Consider the following 17,018-nt stretch of genomic DNA (forward strand, 5'->3'; position numbering starts at 1 on the left):
CGGCATCGATCCGGAAATCGAATACCCGCCCGCGGTTGCTCGCGACCTCCGGACGCGGCCGATCGGCGGGCAGTTCCAGCACATCCGGCAGGTCCTGCAGCGTGCCGGTCCAGAAGTCGATCTGCTTGGACATCAAGGACATCGGGTCGTCCTCGGCGCCAAGCACAGCGCGCTGCCACACCGCGTAGTCGGCGTACTGGACGTCGAGCGGCTTCCAGCTGGGTGCTTCGCCCTGGCTGCGCGAGACATATGCGACCATCACGTCTCGCATCAGCGGCCCGAGCGAGAAGCCGTCGGCGCTGATGTGGTGCAAGACCACCACGATCACGTGGTCGGTGGCCGATAGCCGCAGCAAACGCGCCCGGAACGGGAGCTCGGTGGCGACGTCGAAGCCGATGGATGCGACCTCCACGATCCGCATGGTGAGCGAATCGGCTTGCACCGGTTCGACTTCCACGTCGATGCGTAGTTCGTTCACCGGCACGACCACCTGATAGCCCGTGCCCGCGATATCCGGGTACACGGTGCGCAGCGACTCGTGCCGGGTCACCAGATCGACGAAGGCGGCGCGCATGGCGTCGGCATCGAGTTCGCCGCTCAGCCGCACCGCGATCGGGATGTTGTTGGAGGCGGATGCCGGGTCGAACCGGTTGAGGAACCACATCCGCTGCTGTGCGAGGGACAAGGGCACACGGTCGGGACGCTCGCCGGCGACCAACGGTGCCCGCCGGCCGGCACCGGCAAGTGACTCCGCGCGCGCCGCCAGTGCGGACACGGTGGACGCCGTGAAGAGCACACGCACGGGAACCTGCGTATCCAACGCAGCGCCCACACGCGCGGCCACCTGCGTGGCGATCAACGAGTTGCCGCCGAGTTCGAAAAAGTCGTCGTCCGCGCCGACCCGTTCCAGGCCGAGCACCTCGGCGAACACCTCGGCGACGATCTCCTCGATCGGCGTCGACGGGGCGCGATACGCCTTTGCAACGATGAGCGGGGCCGGCAGCGCCCTGCGGTCCAGCTTGCCCGACGGGTTCAGCGGCAGTTCGTCGAGCACAACGATGGCCGCCGGCACCATGTACGAAGGCAACTGTTGCGCCACAACATTTTTCAGCCATTCCGGGGATGCGGCACGGGCATTGTTCGGCACCACATAGGCCACCAGTTGCTCACCGGAGTGCGGGTCCGAATGGATCACGGCCACCGCTTGCGCGACCGAAGGATCTGTCAGGAGCGCGGACTCGATCTCGCTCAGCTCGATGCGCAGCCCACGCAACTTCACCTGGAAGTCGGTGCGGCCCAAGTACTCCAAATCGCCCGACCCGACCCACCTCACCAGATCGCCGGTGCGGTACATGCGCTCACCCGGCGAACCGAACAGGTTGGGCAGGAAACGGTCCGCGGTCAAGTCGGGACGTGCGACGTAACCCTGTGCGAGCTGGATTCCGGCGAGGTAAAGCTCGCCGGCCACGCCCGGTGGTACGGGATGGAGCCGGGCATCGAGCACCAGCGTCTGGGTATTCCAGACCGGGCTGCCGATCGGCACCGAGACGCCGCCCTCGGGAACAGCGTATTCCGTCGCGTGCACAGTGAATTCGGTTGGACCGTAGAGGTTGTGCAGCGCGGCGGCCGTCACACGGCGCACTGCGGCAACGGTCTCGACCGGTAACGCCTCGCCGGCGACGAGGAGAGCGCGAAGCGAGTCGACGGAATCGGTCGCGACACTGCGCGCGAAAACCGACAACATCGACGGCACGAACGAGGTCAGCGTCACTCGTTGTGCGGCGATCACTTCGGCGAGGTACGCCGGATCGCGGTGGCCGTCCGGTGTGGCAATTACCATGCGGCCGCCCGTCACGAGCGGGCCGTAGATTTCCCACACCGACACGTCGAAAGTCGGCGGCGTCTTGAACAGCACTACGTCGTCGGCGCCGATACCGAATCGGTCGGTGATCCAGCTGACCTGGTTGTGCACCGAACGGTGCGATACCGCAACACCCTTCGGTCGTCCGGTGGAGCCGGACGTGAAGAGCACGTATGCGGTGTTGTCCGGCCGGAGCATTCCGAGCCGCTCTTCGTCGCGAATCGGCTCCGAGGAGAACTTGTCCAGCGGCGCCGTGTCCACCTGGATGGTGCGCACGCCTGCGGGGACAGCGAATTGTTCGCCGCCCGCCGTGAGGATGCACACCGGCCGGGCGGTGTCGAGGATGTGCGCGATTCGTTCGGGCGGATGATCCGGGTCCAGCGGCACGTAGGCGCCACCTGCCTCGAGCACGGCGTAAATCGCGACCACCAAGTCGGTGGAGCGACGCAACCCGAGCCCGACCAGCGACTCCGGCCCGACTCCTTCCAGAATCAGGCGGCGTGCAAGCCGGTGGACGCGTTCAGCGAACTCGCGATAGCTGAGTTCTCGTCCGCCGAACGACACCGCCGGCGCATCCGGCGCCGCGACGACCTGACGTTCGAACAGCGACATGACGGTATCGCCCGATTTGAGGGCGTGCCCGGTCCGATTCCATTCATCCGTAACGAGGCCGCGCTCGACAACCTCGAGTAGGTCGATGTCCCCGACGGGCACGTTGGGATCGGCGACCACAGCGGCAAGCACGCGCAGGAAGCGACGCGCGAATCCGACCACCGTGGCGTGGTCGAAGAGGTCGGTCGAATAGGCGAGTATCGCCTGCATTTCGGCAGGGTTGCCGGTCTGGTCGTACTGGTCGACAAGCGTCAGCTGCAGGTCGAACTTGGCGGTGTTGTCGGTGGTCGGCAGCCCGCTGATCCGCAGACCCTCGAGCTCGAGCTCGGGCCGCTGCTGGTTCTGGAACGACAGCATCACCTGGAACAGTGGGTGCCGTGCCTGCGAGCGCACCGGGTTGAGCACCTCAACCAACCGCTCGAACGGTACGTCGGCATGTCCGAACGCCGCCAGGTCCATTTCCCGTACGGCAGACAGCAGGTCTGCAAAGGACATCCCCGAATCGACCTGTGTGCGCAACACGAGGGTATTGACGAACATGCCGATCAGATCGTCGAGCGCTGCTTCGCCGCGTCCGGCGACTGGGGTGCCGACCGTGATGTCGGAACTACTCGAAAGCCGGTGCAGCAACACTGCGAGCGCGGCATGCGTCGTCATGAAGACGGTCGAGTTCTGCGCGCGGGCGAGCCTTGTCAATGCCGAATGCGTTGCGGCCGGAATGGCGAATTCGTAGGCCGCACCTGCATCGGTGGCCACCGCTGGGCGCGGCCGGTCTGTGGGCAGCTCGAGCTGGTCGGGGATACCGGCCAACTTGTCGCGCCAGAAGGACAGCTGCTCGGCGATGAGCGATGATGGATCCTCTTCGGAGCCCAGCATCTCCCGCTGCCACAGCGTGAAGTCCGCATACTGCACTGGCAACGGCTCCCATTGGGGAGAGTCGCCATTCATGCGGGAGGCGTAGGCGACCATCAGGTCGCGGGTGAACGGAGCAACGGAGAAGCCATCGGCACTGATGTGGTGCACGACGAACACCAGCACGTGCTCGTCCCCGCGAACCTGAAGCAGCCGCGCCCTGACCGGAACGTCGATGGAGACGTCGAAGCCTGCGGACACGAAAGCAACGATGGCCGAGGGCAATTCCGGCCTTGTCAGCGGGAGCGGAGTGAGATCCGGCACTGCATCGACGATCGGAACGATCAGCTGGTGCGGCCCGGACGGCGAGTTGGGGTAGATCGTGCGCAAGACCTCGTGCCGGGCGACGACGTCAGCGACCGCGGCCTGCAGTGCGATGACATCGAGAGGCCCCGACAACCGCATTGCCACCGGAATGTTGTTGACCGCCGAGCCGGTATCGAATTGGTTGAGGAACCACATCCGCTGTTGCGCAAGCGACAACGGAACTTGCTCGGGGCGGGGGCGACGTGTCAGCGCCGCGCGCGCTCCGGCGCCGGCGTGCGACTCGATGCGCGCAGCGAGTGCGGCAACCGTCGGTGCTTCGAACAGTTCACGCACCGGAATCTGGGTGCTCAATGCCTCACCCAGCCGCGCCACCACCTGAGTGGCGATCAGCGAGTTGCCGCCGAGTTCGAAGAAGTCGTCGTCCGCGCCGACATGGGTCCGGCTGCCATCCGTCCCCTGGATTCCGAGCACCTCAGTGTAGATGCCGGCAACGATCTCCTCGATCGGGGTGGAGGGCGCGCGGAATACCTTGGACTCGAATACCGGCGCCGGCAACGCCTTTCGGTCCAGCTTGCCGGAGGCGTTCAGCGGCAGCACATCGAGAACCATGATCACCGACGGCACCATGTACGCCGGCAGTCGACCGCCCAACGCGGCACGGAGGTCGTCACTGATCACCGTGGCGCCGGGCGCGGGCACAACGTACCCGACGAGTTGCTCACCGACAGTGGAATCGGCGTGCACCGCCACGACAGCCTGCGCGACAACATCCAGCCCGATCAGTGCCGTCTCGATTTCGCCCAGCTCGATGCGCAGGCCACGCAACTTCACCTGGAAATCGGTGCGGCCCAGGTACTCCAGTTCGCCGCGAGCGAAGCCCATGGAGCGACCAGACGGTACCCGCATCCACTTCACCAAGTCACCGGTGCGGTACATCCTGGTGCCGGGCGCACCGTACGGATTCGCCACGAACCGATCCGCTGTCAGATCCGGGCGCGCAACGTAGCCCTGCGCGAGCTGCGCGCCAGCCAGGTACAACTCGCCGGCCACGCCCGGCGGCACCGGATGCATCCGCTCGTCCAGCACATACACCTGAGTGTTCGCGACCGGGGCGCCGATGGGCATGGTCACGAGATCGGCGTCGGTGACTTCGTGATAGGTGACGTCGACCGCGGCCTCGGTCGGCCCGTACAGGTTGTGCACCGCCGCCCGCGTCAGCCGCCGCAGCCGCTGTGCCACTCCCACAGGCAACGCCTCGCCCGAGGCGAACACCCGTCGCAGCGACGCCACCCCTGCCGTACCGACGTCGTCGAGCTGCGCCACGAAGACGCTGAACATCGACGGCACAAAGTGCAGCGTCGTCACCGCTTCGGACCGGATCAGGTCGATCAGGTACGCCGGGTCGCGGTGACCGTCCGGTTGCGCTACGACCAATCGCGCACCAACCTGCAACGGCCAGAAGAACTCCCACACGCTCACATCGAAGGTGGCAGGCGTCTTCTGCATTACGACATCGGTGTCGTCGAGGTTGTACTCGTCCTGCATCCACACCAAGCGGTTGACAATTGCCCGGTGGCTGACCGCTACGCCCTTCGGGCGACCGGTCGATCCCGAGGTGAAGATGACGTAGGCCGTGTCGTCCGCGCGGATCTCGATCGCAGGCGCGGTCGACGCGTAGCCCGAAAGATCGACGGTATCGACGGGCACGACTGCGAAGTCGCCGGGGACGGCAAAATCGTCGCGCGCACAGGTCAATACGCACACCGGGCGGGCAATATCGAGAATGTATTCGGTGCGCTCGGCCGGATGATCCGGGTCCAACGGCACGTAGCCGGCACCGGCGACGCTGACCGCATACATGCCGACCACCAGATCCAACGAACGCCGCATGCCCAGGGCCACCAACGACCCAGGGCCGACCCCGAGCGAATTCAGGTGGCGCGCAAGGCGATTGACGCGGCCGGAAAACTCGGCGTAGGTCAGCGCCACACCCTCGAAGACCACCGCTATCGCGCTGGGCGTCCGCCCCACCTGCGCCTGGAATAGCGAAACCAGCGTCGCCGAGCGATCCACCACCGCGGCGTTGTCGTTCCATCCGCCGACCACCAGTTCACGTTCGTTGGGTGTCAACAGAGCGATATCCCCGACGGGGGCTTCGCCGTCGGCGACCACGGCAGTAAGCACACGAACCCACCGGTCGATCAGACCGGAAACGGTTGTCGCGTCGAAGAGATCCGTGGCATACGTGACGTATCCGCCGATACCAGCAGGCGAGCCGTCGTCCTCGTAGCGATCCGACACGATCACGTGAAGATCGAACTGGGAGAGCCTTGAATCCAGTTCGACCCCGGAGACCACCAGGCCCGATAGCTCGAATACGGTCTGTGCCAGGTTCTGGAACGACAACCCCACCTGGAACAAGGGATGGCGGGCCTGCGACCGCGCGGGGTTGAGCACCTCAACCAGACGTTCGAAAGGCACGTCCGCGTGGCCGAACGCGGCGAGATCGGTTTCCTTCTGCCTGCGCAGCAATTCCGCGAATGACTCACCCGCGTCGACCTTCGTTCGAAACACCAAGGTGTTCACGAACATGCCGATCAGGTCGTCGAGTTCGGCCTCGCCGCGGCCGGCGAACGGCGTACCGATCGCGATATCGTCGCTGGCCGACATTCGCGCCAGGAGAACCGCGAGCGCGGCGTGCACGACCATGAACAACGTCGCGCCCTTCGAATGCGCGACCGAAATCAGCCCGGCATGTACCTCGGGGTCGATCTGCACCGGCATCCGCGCACCGGCGAACGACTGCACCGCAGGTCGGGGTCGGTCCAAGAGCAGGTCCAACTGGTCCGGCAGGTCCCGCAGCTGGTCGCGCCAGTAGGCGGTCTGGGTACTGATCAGGGAATTCGGGTCATCGTCGGCGCCGAGAATCTCTCGCTGCCACAGCGCGTAGTCCGCGTACTGCACCGACAGTGGCGCCCAGCCCGGCACCTCCCACGCGGCGCGAGCGGCATACGCGGTCATCACGTCGCGCGCCAGCGGGGCCATCGACCAGCCATCCGCGCTGATGTGATGAACCACCATCGCCAGCACGAATTCCGTTGGGCTGATTTCGAAGAGCTGCGCATGCAGCGGAACCTCGGAGGTGACGTCGAAGCCCACCATCGCGAGCTCCGCGATCCTGTCGGCGAGCTCATTCTCTGCGCTAGGTACCGGAGTCAGATTCGGGACGATCTGCGCCGCATCGAGAATCAGCTGTTCGGGTCCGGTCGGTCCGTCCGGGAACACTGTGCGCAACGACTCGTGCCGATCGATAACGTCGATGAAGGCTATCTGGAGGGCCGCGACATCGAGGTCGCCGACCAACCGCAGAGCGACCGGCAGGTTGTAAACGGCCGACCGGCTGTCGAAGCGGTTGAGGAACCACATCCGCTGCTGTGCCATCGAGAGCGGAATGCGCTCGGGACGTTCCCACCGCTGCAGAGGAATTCGGCGACCCTCGACACGGGACTCCGCGCGGGCGGCGAGCCTCGCCACCGTGGGCGCCTCGAACATCGTGCGCACGGCGACACGGGTGTCCAGCGCGGCGCCGAGTCGCGACGCGACCTGCGCTGCCAACAGACTGTTGCCCCCGAGTTCGAAGAAGTCGTCGTCCGCGCCGACCCTTTCGATTCCGAGGACCGCGGAAAACACGCCGGCCACGATCTCCTCGATCGGCGTCGACGGCGCCCGGAAGACCTTCGCCTCGAAAATGGGCGCAGGCAACGCCTTACGGTCGAGCTTGCCGGACGCGTTGAGCGGCAACGCATCCAACACGATGAATGCGGCCGGGACCATGTACGCCGGGAGGCTCTCGGCCAACTGGTCTCGCACGCGCTGCGTATTCAGCGCCGCCCCGGGCGTGGGAACCAGATAAGCAACGAGCTGGTCACCAATCCGTGGATCTCGGGATGCGAGCACCGACACCTGGCGGATCTCGGGCACTCGGGACAGCACCGACTCGATTTCGCCGAGCTCGATCCGAAGCCCGCGGACCTTCACCTGGAAGTCGGTGCGGCCCAAGTATTCGAGCTCGCCGGACCGGTTCCAGCGGACCAGGTCTCCGGTGCGGTACATCCGTCCGCCACCGGCACCGAACGGATTGGCGACGAACCGCTCTGCACTCAGATCGGGGCGGCCGTGATAGCCGCGCGCGACCTGCACGCCGGCCAGGTACAGCTCACCCGCAACGCCGACGGGAGTCAGACCCAACCGGGAATCGAGAACGTAGGCCTGTGCGTTCCAGACCGGCACACCCATCGGAACGCCTGCGCCGTCGAGCCCGTCCCGGGCCTCCTGATGGGTCGCATGGACGGTGAACTCAGTCGGGCCATAGAGGTTGTGCACCTCGGCATCGCTGACGCCCCGCACATCCTTGACTGTCTGCAGAGGCAACGCTTCACCGGCGACCAGCAACACTCGCATCGACTCGAGTGCCGACCGAGATACCGACCGGGCGAATACGGCGAGCATCGACGGAACAAAGGATGTCATCGTGACACGTTGTGCAGCAATGACATCGGCCAAGTAGTCCGGCTCCCGATGCCCGTCCGGCGCCGCGATCACCAGCCGCGCACCCACCAGAGTCGGCGCGTAGAGCTCCCAGACCGACACGTCGAACGTCGAGGGCGTCTTCCACAACACAACGTCGTCGGCCGTGATGTCATACCGGTCGATGATCCAGCGCACCTGGTTGACCATCGATCGGTGGCTTACCGCAACGCCTTTCGGCCGACCCGTCGAGCCCGAGGTGAACATCACGTAGGCGGTGTTGTCCGGTCGCAGCGGTCCCACGCGCTCCGCGTCTGCGAGCGGCTCGTCGGAGAAGTCGTCGAGATCGAGATCGTCGAGGGTTACCACCGGTACCGCCGCGGACAATTCGATGCGGTCCCTCATGGTGGTCAGCACTACCACCGGCTCAGCCGTCGCCACGATGTAGTCGATACGCCCGGCGGGGTGATCCGGATCGAGCGGCACATACCCGCCACACGCGGCCAAGACGGCATACATCGCTGTAATCAATTCCGGCGAGCGGCGAATACCTAGCGCCACAAGGGTTTCCGGTCCGACACCGATCTCGATCAGGTAGCGGGACAGCCGAAACACCCGCGACGCGAACTCTCCGTAGTTCAGCGTCTCGGCGACGTCGGAGACCAGAGCCGGGACATCCCTGTTGTCCTGCATGGCCCGGCTGAGCAGGGCAGCCATGGTGTCCGAGGCGTCGAGGACATGCTCCGTGGCATTCCACGACTCGAGTACTTCGACCCGTTCGTCCGTACCGACCAGGTCGATGTCGCCGACCGCGATATCCGCATCGCGCGCCACGACTCGCAACACGCGAATCCATCGATCGACCAGACTTGCGACCGTCGCGGCATCGAACAGATCGGTGGCGAAGGTCACGTACCCCGGGATGCCGAGCGGCGCTCCGGCTGTGTCGTACGTATCCGACACCATGAACTGCAGATCGAACTGCGCCGATCCGGTGTCGACATCAAGGCCCTGAACGGTGAGCCCCGGCAGATCGAAGATCGCCTCGGCGACATTCTGGAACGCCAGCATCACCTGGAACAACGGATGGCGAGCCGTCGACCGGGCGGGATTGAGCACCTCGACCAAACGTTCGAACGGCACGTCAGCATGACCGAAGGCGGCAAGATCGTGCTCGCGAACGTGCGCCAGCAGCCCGGCGAACGACTCCGACATATCAACGGAAGTGCGCAGAACGAGCGTGTTGACGAACATGCCTACGACATCGTCGAGTTCGGCTTCACCGCGGCCGGCGAAAGGCGTGCCTACAGCGATGTCGTCGCCACCGGACATCCGCGCAAGCAGGGCGGCCAACGCCGCGTGCACGACCATGAACAGGGTGGTGCCCTGCGCATGCGCCAGCGCGATCAGCGCCGCGTGCAACTCCGCGTCGATCTCGACCGCTACGCGCGAACCCGCGAAAGACTGGACCGACGGGCGCGGCCGGTCGAGCGGCAAATCGATCTGATCGGGCAGCGCCGCCAGCTGATCCACCCAGTACCCGGTCTGAGCACTGATCAGCGATTCGGGATCGCCTTCCGAACCCAGCACTTCGCGTTGCCAGATGGCGTAGTCGGCATACTGCACCGGCAGCGGCGACCACTCGGGTGCGTGACCGGCGAGCCTAGCTACGTATGCCGCCATCACGTCGCGGCCCAGCGGTGCCATCGACGATCCATCGCCCGAAATATGGTGCACCACAACGGCAAGCACATACTCGGTGGGAGCACTCCGGAACAGCCGCACCCGGACCGGAGCCTCGACGGTCACGTCTAGGACGACGCGACAGAAATCGACCAGCGCGGGGATGAGCTCGGCTTCGTCGACTTCCGTGAGTTCCAGCTCCGGTGTCGCCGACCCCGGGGGAAGCACCAACTGCACCGGTCCGTTGGGTGTTTCTGGATAGATGGTGCGGAACACCTCGTGTCGGGTCACCACGTCGCCCAACGCGGCAGCAAGTGCTGCTACGTCGAGGGCACCGGTGAGCCGCAACGCGAACGGGATGTTGTAGGCGGTGGATTCGCGGTCGAACTGGTTGAGGAACCACATGCGTTGCTGCGCCATCGAAAGCGGCAAACGCTCGGGACGTGGGCCGGCAACCAATGCGGGCAGCCGCCCTACCGCGGGTGCGGCGGCAACCCGGGCGGCGAGCCCTTCCACAGTCGGCAGTTCGAAGATCTCCCGGACGCCGAGCCGCAATCCGAAGGCGGCGTTGAGGCGCGATATCACCTGCGTGGCAACGAGCGAATTGCCACCGAGATCGAAGAAGTCGTCCTCGATGCTGATCAGCGGGATTGCGAGGACATCGGTGAAGATACCTGCGACGATCTCCTCCACGGGGGTGCGCGGCGCACGGAAACGATCGGAATCAGCCGTGAAAACCGGTGCAGGCAAAGCCTTGCGATCCAGCTTGCCGTTGGCGTTCAACGGCATGGCTTCGAGCACTATCACCTTTGCCGGAACCATGTAGCTCGGCAAGGTAGTCGAGACGGACTGGGATACTTCCCCTTCGTCGACGACGCTGCCGTTGCTGCCGACCACATAGCCGACCAACTGTTGACCGGTCGCGGTGTCCATGACCAGCACCACCGCTTGCCCGACGGCCGGATGAGCCAGAAGCGCCAACTCGATCTCTCCGAGTTCGATACGCAGACCGCGGAATTTGACCTGGAAGTCGGCACGGCCGACGTATTCGAGTACGCCATCTGCACGCCAGCGGCCGAGGTCGCCGGTCCGGTACATCCTGAGGCCGGACCCGCCGAACGGATTCGCGACGAACCGTTCCGCCGTCAGGTCCGCACGCCCGGCGTAGCCGGTGGCCAACTGCCTACCCGCAAGATACAGCTCACCTGCGACCCCGACCGGAGCTGGGCGCAGATGCGAATCCAGCACGAAGACTTCGGAATTCCACTCGGGCCGACCGATCGGCACGATCGTGGTGTCGGCGGCGGTGGTCCGCCAGTTCGTGATGCTGACCGCAGCCTCGGTGGGACCATAGAGGTTATTGACGTGCGCGCTGCTCATCGCCCGGAATGCGGCAGCCGTCTCCGGCGCGAACGTCTCGCCGATAACGAACACCTGGCGCAGCGAATTGCATTGCGCTGCGCTGGCTTCAGCGGCGAAAAGGGAAAGCATCGAAGGCACGAAGTCGGTGACCGTGACACCTCGTGCGGCAATCGTGTCGGCGATGTAGGCGGTGTCGCCGAGGCCTTCCCACTTTGCGATCACCAGTTGCGCGCCGACCGAGAGTGGGAGGAAGAAGCCCCACACCGACAGGTCGAACGTCGCCGCGGTCTTGTGCAGATAAACGTCGTCGGCGGACAGACCGAATTCCGTGGTCATCCACTGCACCTGGTTGACGACCGCGCGATTGCTGACCACCACGCCCTTCGGGCGTCCGGTCGAGCCCGAGGTGTACAGCACATAGGCCGTGTGGTCGGGCCGCAGCGGCGCAGTGCGATCGGCATCGGTGATCGGCGACGAATCGAAGCCAGTGAGATCGATCGTATCGATGGCCAGGGTCGACACTTCGTCGGGCAGGTCGATGGTGTCTCGCGAATTGGTCAGTACGCAGACAGGTGGCGATGTAAGCAGGATGTAGCCCACGCGATCGGACGGGTGTTCCGGGTCGATCGGCAGGTATGCGCCACCCGTCTGGAGCACCGCTTGCATCGCGACGACGAGGTCGATCGAGCGGCGCATGGCCAGGGCGACAAGCGATTCCGGCCCGACACCTCCGGCGATGAGCCGACGCGCCAGCCGGTTCACGCGTGCCCCGAACTCACGGTAGGTCAGCGTGTCACCCTCGAACGCGACCGCTACACGGTCCGGTGTATCGGCGATCTGGGCGGCCACCAACGCCGCAAGGGTGGTGTCTGCTACCGGATGGGCGGTCTCGTTCCACTCGTGCACCGCAATGGAACGCTCGTCGTCGCTCACCACGTGCAGGCTCGACACCCGATCATCGGATCCGGCAGCGAGGAAGCGGTCGAAGAAGCGTAGGAACCGCTCGTGATGACGCGCAGTTTCCTTCTCGGAGTAGAGGTTGGGATTCGCCTCGAAGTCGATGTGGAGGCGCGCATCGGAGACCGACTCGTAGAAGTTGACGGCCAGGTCCTCGATCGTGCCCGTAGTGAGGATATTGAGCTGGCCCGCCATCTCGCCGAACTGCAGCTCGTTGCGGAACATCATGATGTTCACTACTGGGCCGAAAAACACGCGGTCGGAATCCTCAGCGGGCGAATCGCGCCGGATGTCGACGTTGCGATAGCGCTGGTGCCGCAAAGCCCCGGACACCTCGGTCTGGACCATATGAAGCAGATCCGCGACCGTCGTATCGCGGTCGATGTGGAAACGCAGCGGCACGATATTTGACACCGTGCCCGCGGCGCGGCGCATCAGTGCCGTGGTGCGTGCAGTGACCGGCAAGCTGAGGATGACGTCGGTCGAATCGGTCAACTGCCCGACGTAGGCGGCGAAGCCGGCGATGAGCAGCGCGGACTGCGAAGTGTCATGTCGCGCGACCGATTCCTGGTATCGCTGTGTCTGCCTGGCGCCGAGCGCGGCGCTCTTGACGACGTTGACGGGGGCGGGGCGGGCGCTGCGACCGGTGAGATTGGTGCCGCCCTCCATCCCGGCCACCTTCTCGGCCCAGTAGGCCTTGTCCGTGGCGAAGCGGGAACTGTCGCGGTAGTCGTTCTCCACGCGATACAGCTGGTCCAGCTCCACCAACGGCTGCAGTTCGGGGTCATGGCCCTCGATGGCCGCGGTGTACCGCGCCGCAATGCGGTTGGTGTTGGTGACCGCGGCGAATCCATCGAGCGCGATGTGGTGGCTGCGCAGATACCAGAACCACCGGTCGTCATCGACCCGCAGCACGGCAGCTTCCAGCAAACGATCTTTCGTGAGGTCGAGCGGCCGGCTGTACTCGGCCTGCATCCATGCCAGTCCGGCCGCGACCGGGTCCTCCTCGTCGCGCAGATCGATCAACTTCAGGGTGTCGTCCTGGACGTAATCGATTATCTGCTGGGGGCCGGAACCATCGTCGATGATGCGGACGAAGCCGGACTTCAGCTCGCGCGCGGATTGTGCTTGCACACGGTCGAGGAGTTCGACATCAAGGTCGCCGCGAAGATCTACGTACTGTGCGATGTTGATCGGCACGTCGGGATCGAGCTGCTGGGCGTACCACATTCCCAACTGAGCAGGGCTGAGCGGAAACGGCTCGGCGGAATGCTGATCCCCGACTCGGGAAGCCTCGCTGGATCCGTCCGAAGCTAGCTCGTCCAACCCTTAACCCCTCTCCGGAACTTCCGAGTGTGTTCTCAACCAAGTGGCCACATGCGGTGGGAAGCAACCAGTCGCCGCACCTGGCGCGTTCCGTGTCGACCGCGAAAGTCCACCGATGTTTATCTTCCGGACGAGCGGATCGCGTTACACACCCGACAGCTCGACCGGCGGGCATTGGGCACAGTCACCACGGTGCGCTCGCGAAACATGCTTGGTCACCGAAACAGCGTACCGCCGGGTATCCACACCCCCAACGCCCGACGGTGCCCAAACATGGACACCTGACCAATACAGAGCGTCCTGTCACCCCTCAACCGGACGAGGGCCGCGAGCACCTTCATGGTTTGCCTGGATATCACGCACGCGGGCCCTGCACCGAATGTGTTCGGTGCAGGGCCGCGGTTCGCTGTTGATCGGGCGGATTAGGCCGACTTCACGCGCAGGACGAGCGCGTCGCCCTGACCCCCGGCGCCACAGAGCGCCGCAGCTCCGGTGCCACCGCCGCGGCGCTGCAGTTCGAGCGCGAGGTGCAGCGTGATGCGCGCGCCCGACATGCCGATCGGGTGCCCGATCGCGATCGCGCCACCGTTGACGTTCACCTTCGCCGGATCGACGCCCAGTTCCCGGGTCGAGGCGATACCGACAGCGGCGAACGCCTCGTTGATCTCGATGACGTCCAGATCCTTCGGATCGATGCCCTCACGTCCGCAGGCATGAGCGATCGCGCGGGCCGGCTGCGACTGCAGGGTCGAATCCGGGCCGGCGACGTTGCCGTGCGCACCGATCTCGGCGATCCAGCTGAGCCCGAGCGCCTCCGCCTTGGCCTTGCTCATCACCACGACCGCTGCGGCGCCATCGGAAATCTGCGACGCGCTACCGGCCGTGATCGTCCCGTCCTTGGGCGCGAACGCCGCGCGCAGCTTCGACAGCGACTCGACGGTGGTGTCCCCGCGGACGCCCTCGTCCTCGCTCACGACGACGGGCTCACCACGGCGCTGCGGGATCGTGACCGGCACGACCTCGTCGGCGAACAGTCCGTCCTTCCAGGCACGGGCGGCCTTCTGATGGGACTCTGCGGCGAACGCGTCCTGCTCCTCGCGGGTGAGGCGCTGGTCTTCTTCCTGGTTGCGCTGCTCGGTCAGGCTGCCCATCGGCTGGTCGGTGAACACATCGTGCAGACCGTCGTAGGCCATGTGGTCACGCATGGTGACATCGCCGTACTTGAAGCCGGCGCGGCTGTTCTCGAGCAGATGCGGGGCGCGAGTCATCGACTCCATCCCACCGGCCACGACGACCTCGAACTCGCCGGCCCGGATGAGCTGGTCCGCGAGCGCGATGGCGTCGATGCCGGAGAGGCACATCTTGTTGATCGACAGCGCCGGAACGTTCATCGGAATCCCGCCGGCGACAGCAGCCTGCCGGGCCGGCATCTGCCCGGCACCGGCGGACAGCACCTGGCCCATGATCACGTAATCGACCTGGTCGCCCGACACGCCGGCCTTCTCCAGGGCGCCCTTGATGGCAACGCCGCCGAGGTCTGACCCGGACAGGTCCTTCAAACCGCCCTGCAACCGTCCGACCGGGGTACGCGCCCCGGCGACGATGACGGAAACAGTGTCCTTGCTCATTTTGTCGTCCCTTCGAGTTCTATCTTCAGCTCTACACCGGTGGCGGCCTGCACCTCTTCGACTGTCACCTCGGGCGCGAGTTCACGCAACACCAGCGAACCCTCAACCACATCGATCACCGCCAAATTGGTGATGATGCGGTGCACCACGGCCTGTCCGGTCAGTGGAAGCGTGCACTGCTCGACGATCTTCGGACCGCCATCGCGGTCGTTGTGCTCCATGAGCACGATGACGCGCCGGGCGCCGTGCACCAGGTCCATCGCGCCGCCCATGCCCTTCACCATTTTGCCAGGCACCATCCAGTTGGCGAGGTCGCCATTGCGCGAGACCTGCATGCCGCCGAGCACGGCGGTGTCGATATGACCGCCGCGGATCATGCCGAACGACAGCGCCGAGTCGAAGAACGCGGCTCCGGGGTTGACCGTCACGGTCTCCTTGCCTGCGTTGATCAGGTCCGGGTCGACCTCGTCGTCGGTCGGGTACGGACCCGTGCCGAGGATGCCGTTTTCCGAATGCAGCACCACCCGCACGCCCGGGGGCAGGTGGCTCGGGATCAGCGTCGGGAGTCCGATGCCGAGGTTCACGTACTCGCCGTCGCACATCTCGGCCGCCGCGCGCGCCGCCATCTGGTCACGGTTCCAGCTCATCGGTCACCCTCCGTCCGAATGGTGCGCTTCTCGATCCGCTTCTCGTGGGTGCCCGCGTGCACGACGCGCTGCACGAAAACACCCGGCAGGTGCACGTGGCCCGGATCGATTTCGCCCGGCTCGACGAGCCGCTCGACCTGCGCGATCGTGATCTTCCCGGCCATCCCCGCCAGCGGGTTGAAGTTCATCGCAGTCTTGTTGAACACCAGGTTGCCCTCGGTGTCACCGACCTCGGCGTGCACCAACGCGAAGTCCGCGAAGATCGATTCCTCGAGGACGTACTTCTCACCGTTGAAGACGCGCACCTCTTTCGGCGGCGATGCGATCGCGACCGAACCGTCCGCGTTGTACCGCCACGGCAGGCCACCCTCGGAGATGGGCGTGCCGACACCGGCCGGCGTGTAGAACGCCGGGATGCCCGCGCCACCGGCCCGCATCCGCTCCGCGAGCGTCCCCTGCGGGGTGAGTTCCACCTCGAGCTCGCCGGACAGGTACTGCCGCGCGAACTCCTTGTTCTCGCCCACGTAGGACGCGGTGACGCGGCGAATCTGACCGGCCGCCAACAGGATTCCGAGACCCCATTCGTCGACACCGCAGTTGTTCGAGAAAACTTCGAGATCCTTCACGCTGCGCTTTGCAAGCGCATCGATCAGATCGGTGGGAATGCCGCACAGACCGAACCCGCCGACGGCGAGCGATGCGCCGTCACCGATGTCGGCAACCGCCTCGGCAGCGGATTCGTAGACCTTACTCATTCGACCTCCTCTGCAGTGGCGCCCGCGCGCCGCACGATCTGCTCGGCATGCCGGAATACCGGCGCGTCGACCATCTTCCCCTCGAACTGGAACACTCCGCGCTCGCCCTTCGCAGCTTCGAGAACCCGCTTGGCCCAGGCCAATTCGTCCTCGCTGGGCTGGTAGCCGTCGCGCACGACCGCGACCTGACTGGGGTGAATCGACACCTTGGCATCGAAGCCGCTGGCCACCGCGTCCTCGGTCTCGGCGCGCAGACCATCAAGGTCGGGGATGTTGAGGTAGACGCCGTCGAGGGCGACATGGCCGTAGCTCTTCGCCGCGAGCAGTGTCGTGGAGCGCATGTGCTTGGCGACATCGCGGTAGGTGCCGTCGGCATGGCGGCTGGCCTTACCGCCGAGACCGGCGATGAGATCCTCCGCGCCCCACATGGACCCGATCACGTTCGGCGCGGTCATGATCTCGGGCACGGTGAGCACGCCGA

At 65.5% G+C, this 17,018-nt stretch carries 5 protein-coding genes; all 5 read right to left on the reverse strand.

Annotation, left to right across the window (positions count from 1 at the left end; translation table 11 throughout):
- Positions 1–13,507 (reverse strand): non-ribosomal peptide synthetase (locus A8G08_RS12550; RefSeq protein WP_157108544.1); only part of this gene is annotated, 13,507 nt, incomplete at its 3' end.
- A 422-nt stretch (positions 13,508–13,929) separates the two neighbouring features.
- Entirely contained in the window at positions 13,930–15,135 is a 1,206-nt protein-coding gene (locus tag A8G08_RS12555; protein ID WP_068274241.1) for an acetyl-CoA C-acetyltransferase, read from the reverse strand.
- A complete protein-coding gene (locus tag A8G08_RS12560) occupies positions 15,132–15,782 on the reverse strand; it encodes a CoA transferase subunit B (protein WP_068274243.1) in 651 nt (216 codons plus the stop codon). The genes A8G08_RS12555 and A8G08_RS12560 overlap by 4 nt, the downstream gene beginning before the upstream one ends.
- On the reverse strand, positions 15,779–16,537 hold the full coding sequence (locus tag A8G08_RS12565) for a CoA transferase subunit A (RefSeq protein WP_068274245.1): 759 nt from the start codon (positions 16,535–16,537) through the stop codon (positions 15,779–15,781). Before A8G08_RS12565 ends, A8G08_RS12560 begins: the two co-directional genes overlap by 4 nt.
- The coding region (locus A8G08_RS12570) for an HpcH/HpaI aldolase/citrate lyase family protein (protein WP_169823302.1) at positions 16,534–17,018 on the reverse strand (485 nt) is incomplete at its 5' end. The genes A8G08_RS12565 and A8G08_RS12570, both read right to left, overlap by 4 nt.

The organism is Aldersonia kunmingensis (genome assembly GCF_001646865.1).
In the GTDB taxonomy this organism is placed as follows: Bacteria; Actinomycetota; Actinomycetes; order Mycobacteriales; family Mycobacteriaceae; genus Aldersonia; species Aldersonia kunmingensis.